Genomic DNA, 25,559 nt, shown 5'->3' with positions numbered 1-25,559 from the left:
CGTCCGGCGGTGGTTGCTCAAGGGTGGAACGTTGACTATTCGGCACACTTGATCGTCTTCTCCTGCAAGTACTGCCCCTTCGGGGCGTGGAACGTTGAGGGGAGCGGGAAGGGTGTCGGGCACGCTGTTGGGTGTCTGAAGGTACGGCCGAGACGGTCGCCTTCAGTGCCGGCCCCGGTAAAGATCTGCTTCGGTGGGTTGTGACGGGTGGTTGGTCGTTGTTTGAGAACTGCACAGTGGACGCGAGCATCTGTGGCCAAGTTTTTAAGGGCGCACGGTGGATGCCTTGGCACCAGGAACCGATGAAGGACGTGGGAGGCCACGATAGTCCCCGGGGAGTCGTCAACCAGGCTTTGATCCGGGGGTTTCCGAATGGGGAAACCCGGCAGTCGTCATGGGCTGTCACCCGCTGCTGAACACATAGGCAGTGTGGAGGGAACGCGGGGAAGTGAAACATCTCAGTACCCGCAGGAAGAGAAAACAACCGTGATTCCGGGAGTAGTGGCGAGCGAAACTGGATGAGGCCAAACCATATGCGTGTGATACCCGGCAGGGGTTGCGCATGTGGGGTTGTGGGATCTCTCTTTCACAGTCTGCCGGCTGTGAGACGAGTCAGAAACCGTTGATGTAGGCGAAGGACATGCGAAAGGTCCGGCGTAGAGGGTAAGACCCCCGTAGTCGAAACATCAGCGGCTCGTTTGAGAGACACCCAAGTAGCACGGGGCCCGAGAAATCCCGTGTGAATCTGGCGGGACCACCCGCTAAGCCTAAATATTCCCTGGTGACCGATAGCGGATAGTACCGTGAGGGAATGGTGAAAAGTACCGCGGGAGCGGAGTGAAATAGTACCTGAAACCGTGTGCCTACAAGCCGTGGGAGCGTCGCTGTATGTGCTTGCACATGCAGTCGTGACTGCGTGCCTTTTGAAGAATGAGCCTGCGAGTTTGCGGTGCGTTGCGAGGTTAACCCGTGTGGGGAAGCCGTAGCGAAAGCGAGTCCGAATAGGGCGGTTTAGTAGCGCGCTCAAGACCCGAAGCGGAGTGATCTAGCCATGGGCAGGTTGAAGCGGAGGTAAGACTTCGTGGAGGACCGAACCCACCAGGGTTGAAAACCTGGGGGATGACCTGTGGTTAGGGGTGAAAGGCCAATCAAACTCCGTGATAGCTGGTTCTCCCCGAAATGCATTTAGGTGCAGCGTCGTGTGTTTCTTGCCGGAGGTAGAGCACTGGATAGGCGATGGGCCCTACCGGGTTACTGACCTTAGCCAAACTCCGAATGCCGGTAAGTGAGAGCGCGGCAGTGAGACTGTGGGGGATAAGCTCCATGGTCGAGAGGGAAACAGCCCAGAGCATCGACTAAGGCCCCTAAGCGTACGCTAAGTGGGAAAGGATGTGGAGTCGCACAGACAACCAGGAGGTTGGCTTAGAAGCAGCCACCCTTGAAAGAGTGCGTAATAGCTCACTGGTCTAGTGATTCCGCGCCGACAATGTAGCGGGGCTCAAGCGTACCGCCGAAGTCGTGTCATTCCAGCTATAGGGCCAACGCCTGCTGGGATGGGTAGGGGAGCGTCGTGTGCCGGGTGAAGCAGCCGCGGAAGCGAGTTGTGGACGGTTCACGAGTGAGAATGCAGGCATGAGTAGCGATACACACGTGAGAAACGTGTGCGCCGATTGACTAAGGGTTCCTGGGTCAAGCTGATCTGCCCAGGGTAAGTCGGGACCTAAGGCGAGGCCGACAGGCGTAGTCGATGGATAACCGGTTGATATTCCGGTACCCGCTGTGAAGCGTCAAACATTGAATCAGGCGATGCTAAGTCCGTGAAGCCGTTCCGGACCCTTCGGGGAAAGGAAAGTGGTGGAGCCGACGGACCAGACTTGTAGTAGGTGAGTGATGGGGTGACGCAGGAAGGTAGTCCAGCCCGGGCGGTGGTTGTCCCGGGGTAAGGGTGTAGGCCGTGTGGCAGGTAAATCCGTCACACATTAAGGCTGAGACCTGATGCCGAGCCGATTGTGGTGAAGTGGATGATCCTATGCTGTCGAGAAAAGCCTCTAGCGAGTTTCATGGCGGCCCGTACCCTAAACCGACTCAGGTGGTCAGGTAGAGAATACCGAGGCGTTCGGGTGAACTATGGTTAAGGAACTCGGCAAAATGCCCCCGTAACTTCGGGAGAAGGGGGGCCATCACCGGTGATTGGATTTACTTCATGAGCTGGGGGTGGCCGCAGAGACCAGCGAGAAGCGACTGTTTACTAAAAACACAGGTCCGTGCGAAGCCGTAAGGCGATGTATACGGACTGACGCCTGCCCGGTGCTGGAACGTTAAGGGGACCGGTTAGTGCACTTTCGGGTGTGCGAAGCTGAGAACTTAAGCGCCAGTAAACGGCGGTGGTAACTATAACCATCCTAAGGTAGCGAAATTCCTTGTCGGGTAAGTTCCGACCTGCACGAATGGCGTAACGACTTCTCGACTGTCTCAACCATAGGCCCGGTGAAATTGCACTACGAGTAAAGATGCTCGTTTCGCGCAGCAGGACGGAAAGACCCCGGGACCTTTACTACAGTTTGATATTGGTGTTCGGTTCGGCTTGTGTAGGATAGGTGGGAGACTGTGAACTCTGGACGCCAGTTCAGGGGGAGTCGTCGTTGAAATACCACTCTGGTCGTGCTGGATGTCTAACCTGGGTCCGTGATCCGGATCAGGGACAGTGTCTGATGGGTAGTTTAACTGGGGCGGTTGCCTCCTAAAGAGTAACGGAGGCGCCCAAAGGTTCCCTCAGCCTGGTTGGTAATCAGGTGTTGAGTGTAAGTGCACAAGGGAGCTTGACTGTGAGACCGACGGGTCGAGCAGGGACGAAAGTCGGGACTAGTGATCCGGCGGTGGCTTGTGGAAGCGCCGTCGCTCAACGGATAAAAGGTACCCCGGGGATAACAGGCTGATCTTCCCCAAGAGTCCATATCGACGGGATGGTTTGGCACCTCGATGTCGGCTCGTCGCATCCTGGGGCTGGAGTCGGTCCCAAGGGTTGGGCTGTTCGCCCATTAAAGCGGTACGCGAGCTGGGTTTAGAACGTCGTGAGACAGTTCGGTCCCTATCCGCTGTGCGCGTAGGAGTCTTGAGAAGGGCTGTCCCTAGTACGAGAGGACCGGGACGGACGAACCTCTGGTGTGCCAGTTGTCCTGCCAAGGGCATGGCTGGTTGGCTACGTTCGGAAAGGATAACCGCTGAAAGCATCTAAGCGGGAAGCCTGCTTCGAGATGAGGACTCCCACCCCCTTTGAGGGGTTAAGGCTCCCAGTAGACGACTGGGTTGATAGGCCAGATCTGGAAGCCCGGTAACGGGTGGAGGTGACTGGTACTAATAGGCCGAGGGCTTGTCCTCAGTTGCTCGCGTCCACTGTGTTGGTTCTGAAACCACGAACAACCCCGTACATGGTCACGTACGGTGCGGTTGACAGTTTCATAGTGTTTCGGTGGTCATAGCGTGAGGGAAACGCCCGGTTACATTCCGAACCCGGAAGCTAAGCCTCACAGCGCCGATGGTACTGCAGGGGGGACCCTGTGGGAGAGTAGGACGCCGCCGAACTATTTTTGAAGAAAACCCCCGTAACGGATGAGAATCCTGTTACGGGGGTTTTCTGCATTGTGTGCGAGTTCCAGGCCGTTCCCTTTTCAGGGACCGGCCTTTTTTCTTGCATTCAGAGCCGGCCCGCTGCCTTCAAAGCGAGGTAGGCGTCCGCCAGTGCCGGCGCGAGGTCATTCGGGGTCGCGTCGACGACCGTGACTCCTCGGCGTGTGAGCAATTCCGCCGTGCGGCGGCGTTCCGCTTGGGCCTGGGCCGCGGAAGCGGCGTCGTAGACCGCTTCGCTGTTTCCGCGGGAGCCGGTCATTTCCGCGATCATCGGGTCCGCCACCGAAGCCACCAATACGGTGTGGCGTTTCGTGAGGCGGGAGAGGACCGGGAGGAGGCCCTCCTCCACCGGAGCCGCGTCGAGGCTCGTGAGGAGGGCGACGAGTGAGCGGCGGGGAGCTGTGTGCAGGACCGCTGCCGTCAGGCCGCGGGCGTCCGTTTCGACGAGTTCCGGCTCCAGTGGGGCCATGGCGTTGACCAGGGCGGGCAGGAGTTCGCCCGCCGCGCGGCCCTGGACCAGGGCGCGGATGCGGCGGTCGTAGGCGAGCAGGTCGACCCGGTCGCCGGCCCTGGACGCCAGTGCGCCGAGGAGGAGCGCGGCGTCCAGGGAGGCGTCGAGGCGGGGTGCGTCACCGACGCGGCCGGCGGAGGTGCGGCCCGTGTCGAGGACCAGAAGGATGTGGCGGTCGCGTTCCGGGCGCCAGGTGCGGACCGCGAGTGTGGACTGGCGGGCGGTGGCCCGCCAGTCGATGGAGCGGGTGTCGTCCCCGGGAACGTACTCGCGCAAGCTGTCGAATTCGGTGCCCTCGCCGCGCGTCAGGACGCTGGTGCGGCCGTCGAGTTCGCGCAGGCGGGCCAGTTTCGAGGGCAGGTGCTTGCGGCTGTGGAACGGGGGGAGGACACGGACCGTCCAGGGGACGTCGTGGCTGCCCTGGCGGGTGAAGAGGCCCAGCGGGCCGTACGAGCGGATGGTGACCCGGTCGGCTTTTCGGTCGCCCCTGCGGGTGGGGAGCAGGCGGGTGGTGATGCGGCGGCGCTCGCCTGGGGGGATCGTCACGCGGTGGCGGGACGCCTCGGCCTCGGTGCCGGGGAGCCAGCTGCTGGGTGGCCAGGCGTCGCGGAGCTGAGCGCGCAGGGGGCGGCGTGAGGGGTTGGTGACGGTGAGGGTGACGTCGGCCGGGTCGCCCAGGCGTACCGCGGTGTCACCCGAACGGGTAAAGCGCAGGCGGCGTACCGGGGCGGCCAGGGCAAAGTCGCAGGCGCAGGCCAGGGCCAGGGGGGTGTTCACGGCCAGGATGCCGGTCCAGCTGGGCTCCCAGATACCTACGGGCAGGGAGCCCAGGGCGGCGAGCAGGGCGGTGCGTCCGGTGAGGGCCATGGGTCCAGAGCCTTGCGTCAGCGGGGAACGGGGACGTGGGCCAGGATCGCGTTGATGACCGAGTCGGGCGTGACGCCCTCCATCTCGGCCTCGGGGCGGAGCTGGATCCGGTGGCGGAGCGTGGGCAGGGCGAGTGCCTTCACGTCGTCGGGGATGACGTAGTCGCGGCCTGTCAGCCAGGCCCAGGCGCGGGCCGTGGACAGGAGCGCCGTCGCGCCGCGCGGGGAGACGCCCAGGGTGAGGGACGGGGATTCGCGGGTGGCGCGGCAGACGTCGACGACGTAGGCCGTGATCTCGGGGGAGATCACGGTCTTCGCCACGGCTGCCCGGGCGGTTTCCAGGTCGGCGGCGGTGGCTACGGGGCGTACGCCCGCGGAGCGCAGGTCGCGCGGGTTGAAGCCCTGGGCGTGGCGGGTCAGGACGTCGATCTCGTCCTGGCGGGAGGGGAGGGGGACCGTGAGCTTGAGGAGGAAACGGTCCAGCTGGGCCTCGGGGAGGGGGTACGTGCCCTCGTACTCGACGGGGTTCTGCGTCGCCGCGACCAGGAAGGGGTCGGGGAGCGGGCGGGGGGTGCCGTCGACCGTGACCTGGCGTTCCTCCATGGCTTCGAGGAGGGAGGACTGGGTCTTGGGCGGGGTGCGGTTGATCTCGTCCGCGAGGAGGAGGTTGGTGAAGACGGGGCCGGGCTGGAACGAGAACTCGGCGGTGCGGGCGTCGTAGACGAGGGAGCCCGTGACGTCGCTCGGCATCAGGTCCGGGGTGAACTGGACGCGTTTCGTATCGAGTTCGAGGGAGGCGGCGAGGGCGCGTACGAGGAGGGTCTTGGCGACTCCGGGGACGCCTTCGAGGAGGACGTGGCCGCGGCAGAGGAGCGCCACGACGAGGCCCGTGACCGCGGGGTCCTGGCCGACGACGGCCTTGGCGATCTCCGCGCGCAGGGCCTCTAGAGACGCCCGTGAACTGCGGGGATCTCCGGTGGGCCCGGCGTTGTCAGTGGTCGGGGCCATCATGAGTGGCGTACCTCTCTTTCGAGGGCGTCGAGTTGGTCGGCGAGGGCTGTCAGGGCCGCGTCGTTGGCCGGCGGCGGGCCGAAGAGGAGGGGGCGCGGATCCTGGCCCGGGGTGTGGAGTGCGGCGGTCAGGGCGGGGAGCAGGGTCTCGGGCGTGTGGGCCTGGGACGGGGGGACGCCGATGAGGGGGGCGAGGCGGGTGCGGGTGGCGGTGCGCAGTGCGGAGGCGGCACGGTCGCGGGCGTTGGCCTTGCGGTAGAGGCGGGCGCGGCCTTCGACGGCTTCGGAGGCGCGGATCGCCACGGGGAGGCGTTCGGGGACCAGCCGGCCGAGGCGGCGGCCGCGCCAGAACGCGGCGAGGACGGCCGCGATGAACAGTTGCAGGGTGCCCCAGAGCCAGCCCGAGGGAAGCAGGTCGAAGAAGCTGCGGCGCTCGGAGTCGGGGGCCGCGGCGTCGTCGGAGAGGGAGGGGAGGTACCAGACCAAGTGGGGGCGGGACCCGAGGAGTTGCAGGGCGAGCGAGGCGTTGCCGTGCTGGTCGAGACGTTCGTTGAGGAAGATGTCGGGGGCGCCGATGAGGACGGTGTCGCCACCCTTGGCCTCCGGCAGGCGCAGGAGGGTGGGGAGGCTTTCGCTGGGGTAGCAGGTGTCGGCGTCCGTGGGGTACGTGGCGTAGCGGCGGCCGCCGGTCTCGGCGTCGCCGGCGCGGCGGGCGTCGGGCAGGGAACAGCCGGGGCGTGCGAGTGCGTCGAGGCTGGGGGCGGGGTCCGCGGTGACGTCGGGGGCGAGCGTGTCGAGCGAGGGGGCGCCCGGGGCGATCAGGACGGTGCGGCCGCCGGAGTCGGTGGTGGCGGCGTGCAGTTGGGCCTGCTGGCGGTCGGTGAGCAGGTCCGGGGACGCGACGAGGAGGGTCGTGTCGGGGCCTGCCGCGTCGCGGGCCTCGGCCGTGGTGGTGACCACGCGCGTGGAGACGCCCCGGTCGGCCAGGAGTTGGGCGACGGCGCGGCTGCCGGCCGGGTCGGCGGAGCGCGGGTCGAGGCGGCCGTGGGCGTCGCCGGAGCGGACGAGCGCGATGACGACAGCGGCGATCACCAGGATCACGGCGCCGATGAGCAGGCCGCGTGTGCGGGTCCAGAGCTGGCGTGGGGTGCGGGCCGTGGAGGTGGCCGGAGGCTGCTCGCCGGGGTTCGCCGGTGGTGCGGGGTCTTGTGCGTTCGGCGGGGTGGTGGCGGGGGCCGTCGGGTGCTGGGTGGTCACTCGGCGGCTCCTCGGGGGGAACTGCCGGTGAGCGTGGGGGTGGTGCGGTCCAGCTCGGTGTCGAGCGTGGTGAGGCGCTCGTACGTCTGTGGGGTGGCGGTGCGGCCGCCGTATGTGACGTCGTCGAAGTCGCGGGCGGCGGTGCGCAGCGGGTCCGTGTGGGCGGGCAGGGTGCGGCCTGCTTCGGTGGCGGCCTCGTCGGCGGTGCGGCCGGGACGCGGGTCGAGGAGTGCGCGCTCTTCCAGGGAACGGACGATGGCGCGCATCCGTTCCTGCACGGCCTGGGTCCAGTGGCCCTGGGCGGCGTGTGCCTCGGCGGCCGCGCGGTGTTCGGCGGCGCTGCGGGGGCGGTCGTCGAAGAGGGCGGCGGGGGAGTGGGGGGAGCGGTGCGGGGTGCCCAGGCGCCACCACAGGGCGACGGCGAGGGCCACGACCGCGAGCACGATGACCAGCAGGCCGAATCCGCCGCCGGGGGTCGCCCCGGCGGCGGCGGAGAACAGCTTGTCGAGCCATTCCCAGAAGCGGTTGAGGCCGCGCTGGAGGAGGCTCGGGTCGTCCTGGTGGTATGCGGGCTCGGACAGTTCGCGCCGGGCCGCTTCCCGCGCGGGGCCGCGCGGGATGGTCACCGGTGGTTCGTCGCCGCCGGTGCGCGAGCGCAGCGCGGCAGCCCAGAGCACTCCCCCCGCCGGGCTCACCGCATCAGCTCCCCGGGGTGGGGCCGGTGGCGTCGCCGTAGCTCTGGAGGCCTGCCGCGCGGCCGAGTTCGAGGTCGAGGGCCTCGCGGCGGATGCGCTGGTCGATGTAGAGGAGCACAGTGACGCCCGCCGTGATCGGGAACGTGAGCATGGAGCCGATCACGGAGCCGATTCCGGTGACGATGAGGAACGTCCAGCCGAGGTCGCCGGTGCCGCCGTCGAGGAATGCGCTGACGCCGTCGCCGCCCATCGCGTCGGCGAGGAAGGTGAACGGGATGACGATGATCGACGTGACGAGTCCGGCGATGATCCCGGCGAGCAGCTGGATGCCGAAGACCCGCCACCAGGAGCCGCGGACCAGCTTGGCGGAGCGGTTCATGGACTTCAGGATGCTCTGCTTCTCCAGCATCAGGGCGGGCGAGGCGAGCGAGAAGCGGATCATCAGCCAGATCGCCAGGACGGCGCCGCCGAGGGCGCCGAGGGCGATGAGCGGGGCGCCGGCGTCCGAGGCGCCTATGACGGCGACGAGGATGCCCGGCAGCATGCAGACGAGCAGGACGGCGGCGGCGATGAGCGGCAGGAGGAGCGTCAGGCCGGCCAGCTTGAGGAGCTGGGGCTTGGCGTCCTTCCAGGCCTCCCCGGTCGTCACGGACTTGCCGAGTACGGCCCGGCTGGTCACGGTCGTGAGCAGGGCCGTGGCGACGATGGTGCCGAGCAGGTAGACGATCTGGACGACGCCCGAGCTCACCAGGGTGTCGCCGACGGCGCGCGTCAGTTCGCTCGCCGTGGCGCTCGGGTCGTCGAGGGCGTCCATGTTCGTCGAGTTGTTCAGGACGAGACCCTGGAGGAGGACGATCACGATCTCGATGAGTACGGCGACGGAGAGCGAGATCCCGAGGACGGTGCGCCAGTGCGCGCGCATCGTCGACACGGCGCCGTCCAGAATCTCGCCGACGCCGAGCGGGCGCAGCGGGATGACGCCGGGCTTGGCGGCCGGGGGCCTGCCCTGCCAGGAGCCCCATCCGGCGCCGTAGCCACCGCCCGGGCCGCCGTAGCCGCCACCACCGCCGTAACCGCCGGGGCCCGCGGGGCCTTGGGGCGGTCCACCGCCCCAACCCTGGGTGGGAGGCGGCGGAGGGGGCGGGGCCTGGCCGTGGCCGGACGGGGCGGACCACTGGGCGGGCGGCGGCTGCTCCTTGGACCACTTCGGGTCGGGAGCGGCGTCCTTGCCGTCGCCGGTGCGGCCGTCCTGGCCGTCCTGGCCGTCCTGGCCGTCCTGCGCAGGCTGGTCGTCCTGGCCGTCGGAGGGGGCGGATCCGGGCGAGGCCCAGCCCGGAGTGTCGTTCATCGTCGCTCCTTCACGGTGCCCGGCCGCGGTCGCGGCGGCAGCTTGGCGCCCATCGTGCCACGGTGTGCCTCGGAGTTGACCGGGTGCCGTATGGGCTGCACACCTTCAATTGTCCGCCGGGTACGGGGCAGACTGGGCAGATGGCTGATCAGTACGCGCAAACCAGCGACGACAAGCGGCCCACCGACATACCCGTACTCCGATGGGAGGAGCCGGCCGAGGGGCCCGCGCTCGTCCTGCTTGACCAGACCAGACTGCCCGTGGAGGAGGTCGAGCTCGTCTGCACCGACGCGCAGGCGCTCGTCCAGGCCATCAGAACGCTCGCCGTGCGGGGAGCGCCGCTCCTCGGCATCGCGGGGGCGTACGGGGTCGCCCTGGCCGCTGCACGGGGGTTCGACGTGGACGAGGCGGCCCACGCGCTGGCCGGCGCGCGGCCCACCGCGGTGAATCTCGCGAAGGGGGTGCGCCGGGCTCACGCGGCGTACCGGGCCGGGCTCGGGGCAGAGGGGGACCGGGAGCGGGCCGCCCGGGACGCACTCGCCGCGGCGCGTGCGCTGCACCGGGAGGACGCCGAGGCCAGCGCCGCCATGGCCGGGCACGGCCTTGCGCTGCTCGACGAGCTGATGCCGGGCGGACAGCACCGGATCCTCACGCACTGCAACTCGGGGGCGCTGGTCTCCGGGGGCGAGGGCACCGCGTTCGCGGTGGCGCTCGCCGCGCACCGGGTGGGGCGGCTGACGCGCCTGTGGGTCGACGAGACGCGGCCGCTGCTGCAGGGTTCGCGGCTGACCGCGTACGAGGCGGCGCGGGCGGGGATGGCATACACGCTGCTCACGGATAATGCGGCGGGGTCCCTGTTCGCGGCCGGTGAGGTGGACGCGGTGCTGGTCGGGGCCGACCGGATCGCGGCGGACGGTTCCGTCGCGAACAAGGTGGGGACCTATCCGCTCGCGGTTCTTGCCAAGTACCACCACGTGCCGTTCATCGTGGTGGCGCCGGGGACGACGGTGGACCCGGACACCCCCGACGGAGCGTCCGTCGAGGTGGAGCAGCGGGCCGGACATGAAGTGACGGAGATCACAGCGCCCCAGGCGTCTGTGGCCGGGGTTGAGGCGGGAGGCGTGATTCCGGTGGCTCCGCTGGGAACGCAGGCGTACAACCCCGCATTCGATGTGACGCCGCCCGAGTTGGTGACGGCGATCGTCACAGAGTGGGGAGTGGTTTCCCCTGTGACAGTTGAAGGACTGGGCGAGCTGTGTGCCAGGTCACGCCAGGTAACGATTAAGTAATGGGATGATGTGGCCTATGAAGGGACGAGTCCTTGTCGTCGACGACGACACCGCACTGGCCGAGATGCTCGGCATTGTGCTGCGTGGTGAAGGTTTTGAGCCGTCGTTCGTAGCTGACGGCGACAAGGCGCTGGCCGCTTTCCGTGAGTCCAAGCCGGATCTGGTCCTTCTGGACCTGATGCTTCCCGGCCGGGACGGCATCGAGGTGTGCCGCCTGATCAGGGCGGAGTCCGGGGTGCCGATCGTGATGCTGACCGCGAAGAGTGACACGGTGGACGTCGTGGTGGGCCTCGAGTCGGGCGCCGACGACTACATCGTGAAGCCGTTCAAGCCGAAGGAGCTCGTGGCCCGTATCCGGGCGCGGCTGCGGAGGTCCGAGGAGCCCGCGCCCGAGCAGCTCACCATCGGTGACCTGGTCATCGACGTGGCCGGGCACTCCGTGAAGCGGGAGGGGCAGTCGATCGCGCTGACGCCGCTGGAGTTCGACCTCCTGGTGGCGCTCGCCCGTAAACCGTGGCAGGTGTTCACGCGTGAGGTCCTCCTCGAGCAGGTGTGGGGTTACCGGCACGCGGCCGACACCCGCCTGGTGAACGTGCATGTGCAGCGACTGCGCTCGAAGGTCGAGAAGGACCCCGAGCGTCCGGAGATCGTGGTGACCGTCCGTGGCGTCGGTTACAAGGCCGGACCGAGCTGACATGTCCCGAGACAGTGCCGCTCCGGCACCCGGGGGGCCGGGAATCCGCTCGGGGCGGCCTGTGGGACCGAAGGCCGGGCGTGGCTCCGTGCTGCGCCGGGTCCTCGACGGCGGTCTGCTGCTCCAGGGCGGGATGAACGGCAGCCCCGTGCTGCGCCTGTTCACGCGCTGGGTGCGGCGGCCGCTGCTGCCCGCCAGGCGCCTGTGGCGGCGCAACATCCAGCTCAAGATCGTCGTCACGACGCTGCTGATGTCGCTCGGTGTCGTGCTGCTGCTCGGCATCGTCGTCATCGGCTCCGTGCGCAACGGCCTGCTCGACGCCAAGGTGAAGGCGTCGCAGAGCCAGGCCGAGGGCGGCTTCCGGGCCGCCAAGGACAAGGCCGACACGGCCGCGGCCGGCGCGCGCGACGGGGCGACGACGGACAGCCGCGCCCCCCTGACCCCGAACAACTGGATGAGCGAACTGGTCACCCAGCTCTCCTCCGGCGGCCAGAGCGCCTTCGACGTCGTGACGCTCAGCCCGCCCGGGGCCGACAGCGGCGACAGCGTGCGCGGACCGCGCGCCTCCGGCGGCGTCCTCGACCCCAGCGTCCCCGACGACCTGCGCGAGCGGGTCGAGAAGATGACGGGCGCGTCCCAGGAGTACACGCGCATCGTCTACGAGGACGGCAAGGACTCGCAGCCCGGTCTCGTCATCGGCAAACAGATGACCGACCCGAAGGGCCACGCCTACCAGCTGTACTACCTCTTCCCGCTCACCCAGGAAGAGAAGTCGCTCGGCCTGGTCAAGGGCACGCTCGCCACGGCCGGACTGTTTGTCGTGGTGCTGCTCGGCGCCATCGCCTGGCTCGTCGTACGGCAGGTCGTCACGCCCGTACGGATGGCAGCCGGCGTCGCCGAAAGGCTCTCCGCGGGACGCCTCCAGGAACGTATGAAGGTCACCGGCGAGGACGACATCGCCCGGCTCGGTGAAGCTTTCAACAAGATGGCGCAGAACCTGCATACGAAGATCCAGCAGCTGGAGGATCTGTCGCGGATGCAGCGGCGCTTCGTGTCCGACGTGTCGCACGAGCTGCGGACACCGCTCACGACGGTGCGCATGGCCGCCGACGTGATCCATGAGGCACGCGTGGACTTCGACCCGGTCACCGCGCGGTCGGCGGAACTGCTCGCCGACCAGCTGGACCGGTTCGAATCGCTGCTCGCGGATCTTCTGGAGATCAGCCGGTTCGACGCGGGCGCGGCGGCCCTCGAGGCCGAACCGATAGACCTGCGGGAAGTCGTACGGCGTGTGGTGGGCGGTGCAGAGCCGCTCGCCGACCGCAAGGGCACACACATGCGGATCGTCGGGGACCAGCAGCCCGTGGTCGCCGAGGCGGACGCGCGGCGCGTGGAGCGCGTCCTGCGCAACCTCGTCGTCAACGCCGTCGAGCACGGCGAGGGCAGGGACGTGGTCGTGCGGCTCGCCGCGGCCGGCGGCGCGGTCGCCGTCGCCGTACGCGACTACGGCGTGGGCCTGAAACCCGGCGAGGCCACCCGCGTCTTCAGCCGCTTCTGGCGCGCCGACCCGGCACGCGCGCGTACCACCGGCGGTACGGGCCTCGGCCTGTCCATCGCCCTCGAGGACGCCCGGCTGCACGGCGGCTGGCTCCAGGCGTGGGGCGAGCCCGGCGGCGGATCGCAGTTCCGGCTGACACTGCCGCGGACGGCGGACGAACCCCTGCGCGGGTCCCCGATACCGCTGGAGCCGGAGGACTCGCGGCGCAACCGCGGCCTGAGCGAGGCAGGACTTCCGCTCGGCGGCGGCGCCGGCAAGCTGGCGACGGTCCCGGCGCAGGCAGCGGGCGCGCCCCGCGTGCCGTCGCCCGTACCGGCGAAGGAACCGGCCGTGCTCCGGTACGCGGTCGACCCCGCGGCGCTGCCCGGGAACGGCTCGCGGGTCGTGGCCCGCAGTGACGCGGCCGCACCGGCGGCACGCAGTCAGGACACCGGGGGTCCGGAGAGACCCTGGGACGAGCAGGCCGGACCGGCCGAGGGGACCGGCGGCAGCGGCGACGGAAGTGGGGGCGGGCGTGCGCGGTGAGCGGGGGCGGCCACAGTTGGCCGGACGGCGGCGCAGGCTGCGAACAGGTGTGCTGCTCGGCTGCGGCGCTCTGGTGCTCACCGGCTGCGCGTCCATGCCGGACAACGGCGGACTCCAGGCCGTGGAGGCGTCACAGCGGCCCGACTCGCAGGTGCGCGTCTTCGCGATGCCACCCCGCGAGAACGCCGGGCCCGTCAGTATCGTCGAGGGCTTTCTCGAAGCGCTGACCAGCGACGATCCGCAGTACACGATGGCGCGCAAGTACCTCACGGAGAAGGCCGCCAAGGGCTGGCACCCGGAGGAGCGCACCACCGTCCTCACGGACGGACCGAGCACGGGACAGGCGAGCAGGCCGAGCGCCGGCGACGAGGGTCGTACATTCAGACTGAGCGGCCATCAGGTCGCGTTCGTGGACCAGCAGCAGGCGTACCGGCCCGAGGGCACCTCGTACAGCAAGACGCTGCACCTCGTGCAGGAGAACAGCCCCAAGGGCAAGCAGTGGCGCATCGACGGGCTGCCGCAGGGCGTCGTCCTCGGGCAGTCCGACTTCCAGCGCATCTACCAGTCCGTCAACAAGTACTACTACGCGCTGGACGAGTCCTCCGGCGGCACGGAGGGCGGTGGGGCATCGGGCTCGGGTTCGACCAGCCGTCAGAAGAGGCTGGTCGCCGACCCCGTGTACGTACGTCAGTGGATAGACCCCCTCACACAGACGGTGCGCGCCCTGCTTTCGGGGCCCACGCACTGGCTGAACCCGGTCGTGACCACGATGTTCCCCTCCGACACGCGGCTGCGCAAAGGCGTGAAATCGCTCGCGCCCGACGACGAGAACAATCTGAAGGTCCCGCTGAACGCGAAGGCCGACCACGTCGGGCAGACCCGCTGCAAGGAGATGGCCGCCCAACTCCTGTTCTCCCTACGGGATGTGACGTCGGCAAACGTGTCACAGATCGAGCTCGAACGGTCGAACGGGTCGCAGTTGTGCGTCCTGAGCGAGAGCGATGCCGAGGCCCTGGTGGAACCCCGCACCTCCGGGTCCGCCGACGACCAGTACTTCCTGGACGACAAGGGCAGGCTCGTGCAGATGTCGGGCGCATCCCGCACCACGAAGGACCCGGAGCGGGTGCCGGGGCCGCTCGGCGACGGCGAGCAGCGGATGCGCTCGGTCGCCGTCTCGCGCGACGAGACACAGGCCGCGGCCGTGTCGAACAACGGGAGCGCCCTGTTCGTCGGGTCGTTCGTGTCGGGTGCTTCGCTCGGCGACGCGGTCGTACGCAGCAACGCCAAATCCGAGAAGGACCGGCTCACGACGCCCAGTTGGGACGGGCTCGGCGACCTGTGGGTGGCCGACCGCGACCCGAAGAAGCCGCGGCTGCTGATGTTCGGCCGGGGCATGGCGGACGAGATCCACGAAGTCGACGTCTCCGGGCTCGACGGCGGGCGGATCGAAGCCGTGAAGGTGTCGGCCGACGGGGTGCGGATCGCGCTGCTCGTGGCCGAGGAGGGCAAGACCACGCTGCGGATCGGACGGGTCGAACGCGACTTTGGACCGGACGGCAAGCTGTCGGTCTCGGTCGACGAACTACGCGCCGCGGCACCCCAGATGGAGGAGGTCACGGCCATGTCGTGGGCCGGCGGAAGCCGCCTCGTCGTGGTCGGACGCGAGTCCGGGGGCGTGCAGCAGCTGAGTTACGTCCAGTGCGACGGCTCGGCGCCGACGGGGCAGGCGCTGCCCGGCCTGACGGGCGTGAAGGAGATCGCGGCGTCCGAGGACGACCGCCTGCCACTCGTCGCCCACTCGGACGACGGGATCGTCCGGCTGCCGCCGGGTCTGCCGTGGCAGACGGTGCTCAAGGACGGGACAGCGCCGGTTTATCCGGGGTAGGGGCTGGGGGCGCGGCGGCCGTGAGACGCGCCGTACTTCCCCCTCGCCGGACGGAGTTGAGTCCTCCGGTTGCAACGGAGTGTGCACGTCCGGGGGTTGTCCACAGGCAGTTATCCACAGGGGTGGCCGCAGGGCGCCCCTGTTGGCACAGTGGTGGACATGCGGGGGTGGTTGCAGGACCTCGGAGATCTTGTGCTGCCGGCCGAGTGTGGAGGCTGCGGTCGGCCGCGTACGACGCTCTGCGCGCGCTGCGGGGACGCCCTGTGCGGTGGCGCGCCGGGCCGGGTGCGGCCGAACCCTGAGCCGCCCGGGCTGCCGGTGGTGCACGCGGCCGCTCCGTACCAGGACGCGGTGCGCGCCGTACTGCTCGCGCACAAGGAGCGGGGGGCATTGGGGCTCGCGGAGCCCCTGGGCGCGGCCCTCGCGGGGGCGGTGCGGGCGGGACTCGGCGAAACGGAGGATGGGGGAGGGGGCGGGGGTGGGGGCCCCGTAGACAGGCGTACAGGGGCAGCTGGATGCACACAGGCAGATGCGCGTACGCCGCAAGACATGCGCACACAGGCGGGTGGCGTCCGCACCCCAGTAAGCGCGCGCACCCAAGCAGGCGTGCGCCCCCAATCACCCGCACGCACTCACCCCGGCGCCCGCCTCCAACCCGGCGCCCGCCCCCAATCAACCGCCCGCCCCCAACCCGGCGCCCTGCCCCGACCAACCGCCCGCCCCCAATCAACCCCGTCACCCCCTCCCCCCACCACCCCCCTCCTCCTGATCCCCGTCCCCTCCGCTCGGAAGGCTGTTCGGGCGCGGGGGCATGATCCTGCGCGGCGGATTGCGTATGCCGCGGCGGCTGAGCTGCGTCGGGTGGGGGTTCACGCGAGGGTGTGCGCCGCGTTGCGTCAGCGGCGGGTTGTTGCCGATCAGGCCGGGCTCAACTCGCGGCAGCGTCTGGCCAACCTCGCCGGGGCTCTGGAGGTGCCCGCGGGAGCGCGTGCGCTCGTCGCCTCGGGTGGCCGGATCGTGCTGGTCGACGACGTCATGACCACGGGCGCCTCATTGGCGGAGGCGGCCCGCGCAATACGTGCCGCAGTGGCCGGGACGGCAGAGGACGAGAGAGACGGGATCACGCCGGGATGGGTGGAAACTGCACGGGAATTGCCCGCGCGCAACTCGATCAGTGCGGCAGTGGTCGCAGCCTCTCCGGGTTCTTTCGAAATAAACCGGAACTGAGCGGAAACCTGCGTCGTTGCAGGTGGTGAGGGGGTAAATTCACCTGAATGGAGGTACGCGTCAGTAGAGGGTGACGACATCCGTCCGGGCGAGATATGTTCGGTTGTGAGGAATGGCGGACGCCATCCCCAGCAATCAGGAATGCCAGTGTCGTGGGCGCCGCAGTTTTTTCGGCAATCACCCGCGATGATGGGGTGTAGATCTTGTCCATGGGGGAGGAGGAGGTGGAAGTCGCCGAGTCAGGGACTCCGGCAGTGGCCGGAGTCTGGTGCAAGAGGGAGATGCTCCGCCGATGGAGCGGAGCGATCCGGGAACGGAGTTCTGCGTGGACATCGTCGTCAAGGGCCGCAAGACCGAGGTGCCCGAGCGGTTCCGCAAGCACGTGGCCGAGAAGCTGAAGCTGGAGAAGATCCAGAAGTTCGACGGCAAGGTGATCAGCCTCGACGTGGAGGTGTCCAAGGAGCCCAACCCCCGACAGGCCGACCGCTCCGACCGCGTAGAGATCACACTCCGCAGCCGTGGTCCGGTCATCAGGGCGGAAGCCGCGGCCAGCGACCCGTATGCGGCGCTCGACCTGGCAACGGACAAGCTCGAGGCGCGCCTGCGCAAGGAACACAGCAAGCGGACCACCCGCCGCGGGAGCGGCAGGCTCACGGCCGCGGAAGTCCCCGACGTCGTCGCCACGGCGACTCTGAACGGGGACGGCTCGGTGGTCAACAACGAGGAGACCGGCGGGGTACCGACCACGAGGATCGGCTCCCTCGAGGTCCAGGGCGAAGGCCCGCTCATCGTTCGCGAGAAGACGCACGTCGCTGCGCCCATGTCGCTCGACCAGGCGCTCTACGAGATGGAGCTGGTCGGGCACGACTTCTACCTCTTCGTCGACTCCGAGACCAAGGAGCCCAGCGTCGTCTACCGGCGCCACGCCTACGACTACGGCGTGATCCACCTCAACACCGACCCGATGGTCACCCAGGCGCAGTCGTCCGAAGCGGGCGGGGCGCTCGGCGGCTGAGGCCGGCGGAACCACGCCGCTGAGCCCGCGGGAGACAGCCGTGAAGGGTGCCCCTGGGAGCGCGTGCGCCCCAGGGGCACCCTCGTGCGACCCCTCTGCGCACCGCTCGGTCACCGCACCGGCGCCAAGGCATGAAATCATGGCCGGGCCGGGTCAACCGGTGTGCCGCTGCCTCGGGTTGGCGTGGCACTGGAAGACGGGCCATGGCCTTCAGGGGGAGGAACGATGGCGGACAGCTTCGGACCGATGCGGGACGACGGCGCCGGTACGGCCGGTGACGGTGTCCAGGGCATGGGCCCGGACGAGAGCGCGCCGCGCAAGGAGCCGATCAGGGTCCTCGTGGTGGACGACCACGCGCTGTTCCGGCGCGGGCTCGAGATCGTTCTCGCGGCCGAGGAGGACATCCAGGTCGTCGGCGAGGCGGGTGACGGCGCGGAGGCCGTGGACAAGGCAGCCGACCTGCTGCCCGACATCATCCTGATGGATGTGCGGATGCCCAAGCGCGGCGGGATCGAGGCATGCACCTCCATCAAGGAGGTCGCTCCCAGCGCCAAGATCATCATGCTGACCATCAGTGACGAGGAAGCGGATCTTTACGACGCGATCAAGGCGGGCGCGACGGGCTATCTGCTCAAGGAGATCTCCACGGACGAGGTGGCGACGGCCATTCGTGCCGTCGCCGACGGGCAGTCGCAGATCAGCCCCTCGATGGCGTCGAAGCTCCTCACGGAATTCAAGTCGATGATCCAGCGCACGGACGAGCGGCGCCTCGTTCCGGCGCCGCGGCTGACCGACCGCGAGCTGGAAGTCCTGAAGCTGGTTGCCACGGGCATGAACAACCGCGATATCGCGAAGGAGCTGTTCATCTCCGAGAACACCGTGAAGAACCATGTGCGCAACATCCTGGAGAAGCTTCAGCTGCACTCCAGGATGGAGGCCGTGGTGTACGCGATGCGGGAGAAGATCCTCGAGATCCGGTGACGGCGATCCGGTGACCGCCACCGGGTGACGGCGGTCAGCCGAGGGTGGTCAGCCGAGGGCGGTGACCAGGGCCGGCTTGAGGTCCGGGGCGTCGACGCGCTCGATCCGGACCGCGTCGCAGCCCACCCATTCCGCCGCCTCCCGCAGCGCCTGTGCCACGGCCGGGACCGCCTTCGGGCCGTCCAGGGAGACCTGCCTGGCGACCAGCGTGCTCCCGTCGCGCGCGGGGTCGACGCGGCCCACCAGGTACCCGCCCGCCAGGACCGGCATCGCGAAGTAGCCGTGCACCCGCTTCGGCTTGGGGACGTACGCCTCCAGTCGGTGCGTGAAGCCGAAGATCCGCTCCGTGCGGGCCCGCTCCCAGATCAGGGAGTCGAAGGGCGAGAGCAGCGTCGTACGGTGGCGGCCGCGAGGGGCGGTGTCGAGTGCCTCCGGGTCCGCCCACGCCGGCTTTCCCCAGCCCTGCACGGTCACGGGAACCAGGCCCGCGTCCTCGACGACCGCGTCGAACTGCTCGTGCTTCAGACGGTGGTAGTCCGCGATGTCGGAGCGTGTGCCGATGCCGAGGGACTGTCCGGCGAGGCGGACCAGGCGGCGCAGGCACTCCCTGTCGTCCAGGTCGTCATGGAGCAGCTCGGCCGGGACGGCGCGCTCTGCGAGGTCGTACACCCGCTTCCAGCTGCGGCGCTGTGTGCACACCACCTCGCCGTACATGAGGGCGCGCTCCACGGCGACCTTCGCCGCGGACCAGTCCCACCACTCGCCCTTGTTCTTCGCGCCGCCCAACTCCGTGGCCGTGAGCGGGCCTTCGGTGCGCAGCTGCTTGATGACCTGCTCGTACGCGCCGTCGGGCAGGTCGTGGTGCCAGTGCGGGCGGGTGCGGTAGGCGCGGCGGCGGAAGGCGAAGTGCGGCCACTCCTCGACGGGCAGGATGCACGCGGCGTGCGACCAGTACTCGAAGGCGTGCGGCGCGCCGGCCGCGCCCGGGGTCCAGTACGCGTCCTCGACCGTTCTGCGGCCGACCGCGCCCAGGCGCGCGTACGGGATGAGTTCGTGCGAGCGAGCCAGCACCGAGATGGTGTCGAGCTGGACAGCGCCGAGGTGACGGAGCACGCCGCGGACCCCGCCCTTGCGGTCCGGCGCGCCGAGGAACCCCTGGGCCCGCAGCGCGATGCGGCGGGCCTCGTCGGCGGAGAGTTCGGCGGCGGGGCGCGGCGTGGTCGTCATGCTCCGAACGATAGGGCGCGGCACTGACAGTCGGGCCTGGCCGGCGGGGGCCGGGGCCGGCGCCGGAAGTGTCACGCCGGCGCCGGGAGGTAGGGCAGCACTGCCGGGATGCCGAGGTCCGAGGGGAGGAGTGAGGCGACCCAGCAGTCGCGCAGTACGCCCTTGTTGGGCAGGCCCGCCCGCATGACGCCCTCCATGGTGAAGCCGGCCTTCTCGGCGACGGTGCGCGAGCCGACGTTGCCGACCTCGGCGCGCCACTCCAGTCGCGTACAGGCCAGGTCGGTGAAGGCCCAGCGGGCCAGGGCGAGGACCGTCTCGGTCATGTAGCCGCGGCCGCGGTACTCCTTGCCGGTCCAGAAGCCGACCTCCCAGGCGCCCGCGCGCGGGTGGTGCAGGCTCGCGGCGGCGATCACCGGGCCGTCGTCTTGGAGCCGCACGGCGAAGGTGTACTCCGTGTCGGCCCGCCAGCCGTCCGGGACCATGTGGCCGACGAACTGTTCGGCGTCCACGCGCGCGTAGGGCGACGGGATCGTGGTCCAGCGCTGGATGTCTGGGTCCTGGGCCGCGAGATACACCTCGTGGGTGTCTTCGGCGGTGAACGTGCGCAGCCGGAGGCGGTCGGTGGTGAGTGCGACGGGTTCCATCGGCCGATTCTGCTCGGAGGCCCGCGATGACGCCAGCAGGTATCGCGGGGTGAGCGCGCTGTTACCTTTCGCAGTCGGGGTGCACAGCTTCGTGCGGCACCTTGAGCGGTCCTCGTGCGTTGTCCCTGTGGCTGTGGTTACGGCAGACCTCCCGGCGCGCCGGGGTCCTCGCATACGATGGCCGTTGCTCTATACCGTCACACCCGACCGTGCCAGGCCCGACCGGCAAGGAGACCAACCCCCGTGTCCGTCCTCTCGAAGATCATGCGTGCAGGCGAAGGCAAGATCCTGCGCAAGCTGCACCGCATCGCGGACCAGGTCAACTCCCTCGAAGAGGATTTCGTCAGCCTCTCCGACGCCGAGCTGCGGGCCCTCACCGACGAGTACAAGGAGAGGTTCGCCGACGGCGAGAGCCTCGACGACCTGCTCCCCGAGGCCTTCGCCACCGTCCGCGAGGCGGCCAGGCGTGTGCTCGGCCAGCGTCCCTACGATGTCCAGCTGATGGGCGGCGCCGCCCTCCACCTCGGCTACGTGGCCGAGATGAAGACCGGTGAGGGCAAGACCCTCGTCGGCACGCTCCCGACGTACTTGAACGCGCTGTCCGGCAAGGGCGTCCACCTGATCACGGTGAACGACTACCTGGCCGAGCGCGACTCCGAAATGATGGGCCGCGTCCACAAGTTCCTCGGCCTCAGCGTGGGCTGCATCCTGGCGAACATGACGCCGGCGCAGCGTCGCGAGCAGTACAACTGCGACATCACGTACGGCACGAACAACGAGTTCGGCTTCGACTACCTCCGCGACAACATGGCGTGGTCCCAGGACGAGCTCGTCCAGCGCGGCCACAACTTCGCGGTGGTCGACGAGGTCGACTCGATCCTCGTCGACGAGGCCCGTACGCCGCTGATCATCTCCGGCCCCGCCGACCAGGCCACCAAGTGGTACGGCGACTTCGCGAAGCTGGTCACCCGCCTGAAGAAGGGCGAGGCCGGTAATCCGCTGAAGGGCATCGAGGAGACCGGCGACTACGAGGTCGACGAGAAGAAGCGCACCGTCGCCATCCATGAGCCCGGCGTCGCCAAGGTCGAGGACTGGCTGGGCATCGACAACCTCTACGAGTCGGTGAACACCCCGCTCGTCGGCTATCTGAACAACGCCATCAAGGCGAAGGAACTGTTCAAGAAGGACAAGGACTACGTCGTCATCGACGGCGAAGTCATGATCGTCGACGAGCACACCGGCCGTATCCTCGCCGGCCGCCGCTACAACGAGGGCATGCACCAGGCGATCGAGGCGAAGGAAGGGGTGGACATCAAGGACGAGAACCAGACGCTCGCCACGATCACCCTGCAGAACTTCTTCCGTCTCTACGGCAAGCTCTCCGGCATGACCGGTACGGCCATGACCGAGGCCGCCGAGTTCCACCAGATCTACAAGCTGGGCGTCGTCCCGATCCCGACGAACAAGCCGATGGTCCGCAAGGACCAGGCCGACCTGATCTACCGCACCGAGGTCGCCAAGTTCGACGCGGTCGTCGACGACATCGCCGAGAAGCACGAGCAGGGCCAGCCGATCCTCGTCGGTACGACGTCCGTCGAGAAGTCGGAGTACCTCTCGCAGCAGCTGTCCAAGCGCGGTGTGCAGCACGAGGTGCTGAACGCGAAGCAGCACGACCGTGAGGCGACGATCGTCGCCCAGGCCGGCCGCAAGGGCGCCGTCACCGTCGCCACGAACATGGCCGGCCGAGGCACCGACATCAAGCTCGGCGGCAACCCGGACGACCTCGCCGAGGCGGAGCTGCGCCAGCGCGGCCTGGACCCGGTCGAGCACGTCGAGGAGTGGGCCGCGGCGCTGCCGGCCGCCCTGGAGCGGGCCGAGCAGGCGGTGAAGGCCGAGTTCGAGGAGGTCAAGGACCTCGGCGGGCTCTACGTCCTCGGCACGGAGCGGCACGAGTCGCGCCGTATCGACAACCAGCTGCGCGGCCGCTCCGGCCGTCAGGGAGACCCGGGCGAGTCCCGCTTCTACCTGTCGCTCGGTGACGACCTGATGCGCCTGTTCAAGGCCCAGATGGTCGAGCGCGTCATGTCGATGGCGAACGTCCCGGACGACGTGCCGATCGAGAACAAGATGGTCACGCGCGCCATCGCGTCGGCCCAGTCGCAGGTCGAGCAGCAGAACTTCGAGACCCGGAAGAACGTCCTCAAGTACGACGAGGTCCTCAACCGGCAGCGTGAGGTCATCTACGGCGAGCGGCGCCGCGTCCTGGAGGGCGAGGACCTGCACGAGCAGATCCAGCACTTCATGGACGACACGATCGACGAGTACATCGGCGCGGAGACCGCCGACGGCTTCGCCGAGGAGTGGGACCTGGACCGGCTGTGGGGCGCCTTCAAGCAGCTCTACCCGGTGAAGGTCACCGTCGACGAGCTGGAGGAGGCCGCGGGTGACCGCGCGGGTCTGACGGCCGAGTTCATCGGCGAGTCCGTCAAGGAGGACATCCACGCGCAGTACGCGGCGCGTGAGGATCAGCTCGGCTCCGAGATCATGCGTGAGCTGGAGCGCCGCGTGGTTCTCTCGGTCCTGGACCGCAAGTGGCGTGAGCACCTCTACGAGATGGACTACCTCCAGGAGGGCATCGGCCTGCGCGCCATGGCGCAGAAGGATCCGCTGGTCGAGTACCAGCGCGAGGGCTTCGACATGTTCACCGCCATGATGGAGGGCATCAAGGAGGAGTCCGTCGGCTACCTGTTCAACCTGGAGGTCCAGGTCGAGCAGCAGGTCGAGGAGGTCCCCGTGCAGGACGCGGCGCCGTCCCTGGACAAGCAGGACGCGGTGCCCGCCGGTGTCGGGCGTCCCGAGATCCACGCCAAGGGCCTCGACGCCCCGCAGCGTCCGGACCGCCTGCACTTCCAGGCGCCGAACGCCGAGGGCGGCGTGGACGAGATGGACTACGTCACCCAGGACGGCCCGGCGCGCTCCGAGGCCGACGGCCTCACGCGCGCGGAGCGTCGTAAGCAGCAGAAGGGCGGGCGCCGCCGCAAGAAGTAGTGCGCGGCGCGCTGTGACCGAGCGTGTGTGAAGGGGCCGGACACCACCTGGTGTCCGGCCTCTTCCGTCGTCCCTGGTGTCACCGGTCCTGTGGCGTGAACCCCGAGCCGCTGCCCATTTCGACGGCCGTGCAGAGCCAGCGGTGGTCGTCGCCCCGGTGCAGGCGGAAGGCGAGGGCGTGCAGCCGGGGGCCCGCGCTGATCCGGGCGAAGACTTCGTAGACGCCGGGTTCGGGCTCGTAGTGGCCGATGCCGCGGACGACGGGCCGGCGTCCCCGGTCGCTGAGGGGCTGGTTCTCGGCGAGCCGGATCAGGGCGTCGTAGAGGGATCCGGCGAAGTGGCGGGAGGCCCAGTGGACGGGGCGCTGGCCGCTGAGCATCAGCAGGAGGCGCTCGGTGAAGAGCTCGGCCGGGTGCGGCGGCAGCTGGGGCGGGACGCGCACGGGCCGCGCGCCGGGGCGCCTCGCGTCCTGCCTGCCGGGCGGGCGGCCGCCCGGGGGCCGGGTCGTCCTGGGGCGGCGGCGCGGCTGGTCCATCACCTTGCGCAGCGGCGGCTCTTGGGAGGTGGGCTCGTGCATGTCTGGGTCCCCGTTCGGCACGTTCGGCTTCCGACCGGTGGATACCGATCGGTAACTTCGCTTGGAGATCTTGTACGTGTTCTGCGTCGCCGCTCACAAGCCCACAGGGGCCCGGCGCGGGTGGCCGGGAGAATCACCTATCCGGGTGATCGGACGGCGGACGACCCATGCGCGGACCGGTCTCGGGAGGGTCACGCGGGGGTCCGGCGTGGACGTGCGGACCGCGCCGACCGGCACCCCGAAGGGGGACTCCCGCACGTATCCTGAAGCCCCTCTCGCCGACGAAAGTGGCCAGCCATGCGCGTGTACGTCCCCCTGTCCCTGCCCCGTCTCGCCGAGGCGCACAAGGCGGGCGAACTGGGGCCCGGACCGCTCACCGCGTACGCCGTGACGCCCGCGCTGCGCGAGTGGTACGTCTCCGACGACATCGAGGAACTGGAGTACGCGGCCCTCAGCCGCGCGGCGGCGGCGTCGCTGCGGCTGATCGCCGGGGAGCCGGACGCGCCCCGCAAGCGGGTCGTGGCCGCCCTCGACGTGCCGGACGGCGCCGCCGTGGCCGACCCGGACCGCGGGCTCGACCCGGGAGCGCTCGGCGAGGTGCGGATCGCGAACGCGGTCCCCCTGGCCAAGGCGGCGGCGGTGCACGTGGACTCGGCCGACGCCGAGAAGGACGTGACCGCGGCGGCCGCGGCGCTCGGGGCGGCGGACCAGGGCGACGACGACGCGCAGTTCGTCGTCGACGGCGCCGAGGACCACGAGCTCCTCTGGTTCGCCACGCAGGAGATCCCGAACCTGCTCGGCCTGAGCGGCTGACCTGCGCGAACGTACGATTGTCGGTCCCGGCGGGTACGTTCTTGGCATGGGGAAGCACGCAGCCGGAGCACACATCGTCTGGGACTGGAACGGGACGCTGTTCCACGACAACGACGCCGTCATCAGCGCGACGAACGCCGCCTTCGGGGAGATCGGACTCGAGCCGATCACCCTGGAGCGGTACAGAGAGCTGTACTGCGTGCCGATACCCCGCTTCTACCAGCGGCTGATGGGGCGGCTGCCCACTGAGGCCGAGTGGGAGCGCATGGACACCGCCTTTCAGCGGCACTACACGCTCCACCGCACGGCCTGCGGGCTCGCCGACGGGGCGGAGCTGCTCCTCGCCGACTGGAGCTCGGCGGGCCGCAGCCAGTCGATCCTCAGCATGTACGGACATGACGAACTCGTCCCGCTGGTACGGGAGTTCGGGATCGAGTCGCACTTCCTGCGGATCGACGGGCGCACCGGCCCCTCCGGCGGCAGCAAAGCCGAGCACATGGTCCGCCACTTCGGAGCGCTGGCCGGCGCGGGGGTTGCGCCGGGGCGCACGGTGGTGATCGGGGACGCTGCCGACGACGCGGTGGCGGCGCTGCACGCGGGCGCGCGGGCCGTGCTCTACACCGGCGGATCACACAGCAGGGCCAGTCTCGAAGGCGTCGGGGCGCCGGTCGTGGACACTCTCGCCGAGGCCGTGGGGGTGGCACAACGCCTGGCGGAGTGAGCGAATGCGCTCACGCTCCGCTGCTGGCTGCGTACGCAGTG

Annotated in this window: 18 protein-coding genes and 2 rRNA genes; 12 read left to right on the top strand and 8 right to left on the bottom strand. The window is 69.1% G+C overall.

Features of this window, described 5'->3' with window-relative positions:
- Positions 1–254 precede the first annotated feature (254 nt).
- Both ACY0PA_RS18325 and rrf read left to right on the top strand, forming a co-directional pair.
- Positions 255–3,378: ribosomal RNA gene (locus ACY0PA_RS18325) — 23S ribosomal RNA — on the top strand.
- 87 nt (positions 3,379–3,465) lie between these two features.
- Positions 3,466–3,582, top strand: a 5S ribosomal RNA gene (gene rrf, locus ACY0PA_RS18320).
- 112 nt (positions 3,583–3,694) lie between these two features.
- On the opposite strand, the gene ACY0PA_RS18315 is transcribed toward rrf, so the two are convergent.
- The 5 genes from ACY0PA_RS18315 to ACY0PA_RS18295 are packed head-to-tail and all read right to left on the bottom strand — an operon-like array spanning position 3,695 to position 9,314.
- Positions 3,695–5,005 carry a DUF58 domain-containing protein gene (locus tag ACY0PA_RS18315; RefSeq protein WP_473085628.1) on the bottom strand — a complete coding sequence of 437 codons (1,311 nt, stop codon included), beginning with the start codon at positions 5,003–5,005 and terminating at the stop codon, positions 3,695–3,697.
- A gap of 17 nt (positions 5,006–5,022) precedes the next feature.
- Positions 5,023–6,015, bottom strand: a complete 993-nt coding sequence (locus ACY0PA_RS18310) for an AAA family ATPase (protein WP_473085627.1) — start codon at positions 6,013–6,015, stop codon at positions 5,023–5,025.
- A complete protein-coding gene (locus ACY0PA_RS18305) occupies positions 6,012–7,271 on the bottom strand; it encodes a DUF4350 domain-containing protein (RefSeq protein ID WP_473085626.1) in 1,260 nt (419 codons plus the stop codon). The genes ACY0PA_RS18310 and ACY0PA_RS18305 overlap by 4 nt, the downstream gene beginning before the upstream one ends.
- Positions 7,268–7,966, bottom strand: a complete 699-nt coding sequence (locus ACY0PA_RS18300; RefSeq protein ID WP_473085625.1) for a DUF4129 domain-containing protein — start codon at positions 7,964–7,966, stop codon at positions 7,268–7,270. The genes ACY0PA_RS18305 and ACY0PA_RS18300 overlap by 4 nt, the downstream gene beginning before the upstream one ends.
- Positions 7,967–7,970: 4 nt before the next feature.
- Entirely contained in the window at positions 7,971–9,314 is a 1,344-nt protein-coding gene (locus tag ACY0PA_RS18295; RefSeq protein ID WP_473085624.1) for a DUF7847 domain-containing protein, read from the bottom strand.
- A gap of 140 nt (positions 9,315–9,454) precedes the next feature.
- Between ACY0PA_RS18295 and mtnA the strand changes: the two genes are divergently transcribed.
- The 7 genes from mtnA (at position 9,455) to ACY0PA_RS18260 (ending at position 18,488) form a co-directional block, all read left to right on the top strand.
- Positions 9,455–10,603 carry an S-methyl-5-thioribose-1-phosphate isomerase gene (mtnA, locus tag ACY0PA_RS18290; protein ID WP_473085623.1) on the top strand — a complete coding sequence of 383 codons (1,149 nt, stop codon included), beginning with the start codon at positions 9,455–9,457 and terminating at the stop codon, positions 10,601–10,603.
- A 4-nt stretch (positions 10,604–10,607) separates the two neighbouring features.
- Positions 10,608–11,297, top strand: a complete 690-nt coding sequence (gene mtrA, locus ACY0PA_RS18285) for a two-component system response regulator MtrA (protein WP_323136345.1) — start codon at positions 10,608–10,610, stop codon at positions 11,295–11,297.
- A 1-nt stretch (position 11,298) separates the two neighbouring features.
- Complete coding sequence (gene mtrB / locus ACY0PA_RS18280) at positions 11,299–13,380, top strand: MtrAB system histidine kinase MtrB (RefSeq protein ID WP_473085622.1); 2,082 nt, start codon at positions 11,299–11,301, stop codon at positions 13,378–13,380.
- Entirely contained in the window at positions 13,370–15,265 is a 1,896-nt protein-coding gene (locus ACY0PA_RS18275; RefSeq protein ID WP_473085621.1) for an LpqB family beta-propeller domain-containing protein, read from the top strand. Before mtrB ends, ACY0PA_RS18275 begins: the two co-directional genes overlap by 11 nt.
- 549 nt (positions 15,266–15,814) lie before the next feature.
- Positions 15,815–16,492 (top strand): ComF family protein, encoded by a 678-nt coding sequence (locus tag ACY0PA_RS18270; protein ID WP_473085620.1) that lies wholly within the window; start codon positions 15,815–15,817, stop codon positions 16,490–16,492.
- Positions 16,493–16,817: 325 nt separating this feature from the next.
- Positions 16,818–17,507, top strand: coding sequence for a ribosome hibernation-promoting factor, HPF/YfiA family (gene hpf, locus ACY0PA_RS18265; protein WP_473086351.1), 690 nt, complete (start codon positions 16,818–16,820; stop codon positions 17,505–17,507).
- Positions 17,508–17,732: 225 nt separating this feature from the next.
- Positions 17,733–18,488, top strand: a complete 756-nt coding sequence (locus ACY0PA_RS18260) for a response regulator (protein WP_116512656.1) — start codon at positions 17,733–17,735, stop codon at positions 18,486–18,488.
- 48 nt (positions 18,489–18,536) lie between these two features.
- Here ACY0PA_RS18260 and ACY0PA_RS18255 read toward each other — a convergent pair whose 3' ends face one another.
- Positions 18,537–19,715 (bottom strand): winged helix-turn-helix domain-containing protein, encoded by a 1,179-nt coding sequence (locus tag ACY0PA_RS18255; protein ID WP_473085619.1) that lies wholly within the window; start codon positions 19,713–19,715, stop codon positions 18,537–18,539.
- A 71-nt stretch (positions 19,716–19,786) separates the two neighbouring features.
- The gene (locus ACY0PA_RS18250) at positions 19,787–20,359 is read right to left on the bottom strand and encodes a GNAT family N-acetyltransferase (protein WP_473085618.1); all 573 of its coding nucleotides are present in this window, start codon (positions 20,357–20,359) and stop codon (positions 19,787–19,789) included.
- Between the two features lie 243 nt (positions 20,360–20,602).
- On the opposite strand from ACY0PA_RS18250, the gene secA reads away from it, so the two are divergent.
- Positions 20,603–23,407, top strand: coding sequence for a preprotein translocase subunit SecA (gene secA / locus ACY0PA_RS18245; protein WP_473085617.1), 2,805 nt, complete (start codon positions 20,603–20,605; stop codon positions 23,405–23,407).
- Between the two features lie 79 nt (positions 23,408–23,486).
- Here the strand turns inward: secA and ACY0PA_RS18240 are convergent, their stop codons facing one another.
- Positions 23,487–23,984 carry an Rv3235 family protein gene (locus ACY0PA_RS18240; RefSeq protein ID WP_473085616.1) on the bottom strand — a complete coding sequence of 166 codons (498 nt, stop codon included), beginning with the start codon at positions 23,982–23,984 and terminating at the stop codon, positions 23,487–23,489.
- Between the two features lie 297 nt (positions 23,985–24,281).
- Here ACY0PA_RS18240 and ACY0PA_RS18235 point away from each other — a divergent pair, with 297 nt between their 5' ends.
- Positions 24,282–24,797, top strand: a complete 516-nt coding sequence (locus tag ACY0PA_RS18235) for a DUF6912 family protein (protein WP_473085615.1) — start codon at positions 24,282–24,284, stop codon at positions 24,795–24,797.
- Positions 24,798–24,843: 46 nt separating this feature from the next.
- The gene (locus ACY0PA_RS18230) at positions 24,844–25,518 is read left to right on the top strand and encodes an HAD family hydrolase (RefSeq protein ID WP_473085614.1); all 675 of its coding nucleotides are present in this window, start codon (positions 24,844–24,846) and stop codon (positions 25,516–25,518) included.
- Positions 25,519–25,559: the final 41 nt, after the last annotated feature.

This window comes from Streptomyces sp. DS1-CR2 (assembly GCF_055760475.1).
Note: the sequence above shows the minus strand (reverse complement) of the source record. Positions and strands in the feature narration are given on the sequence as shown.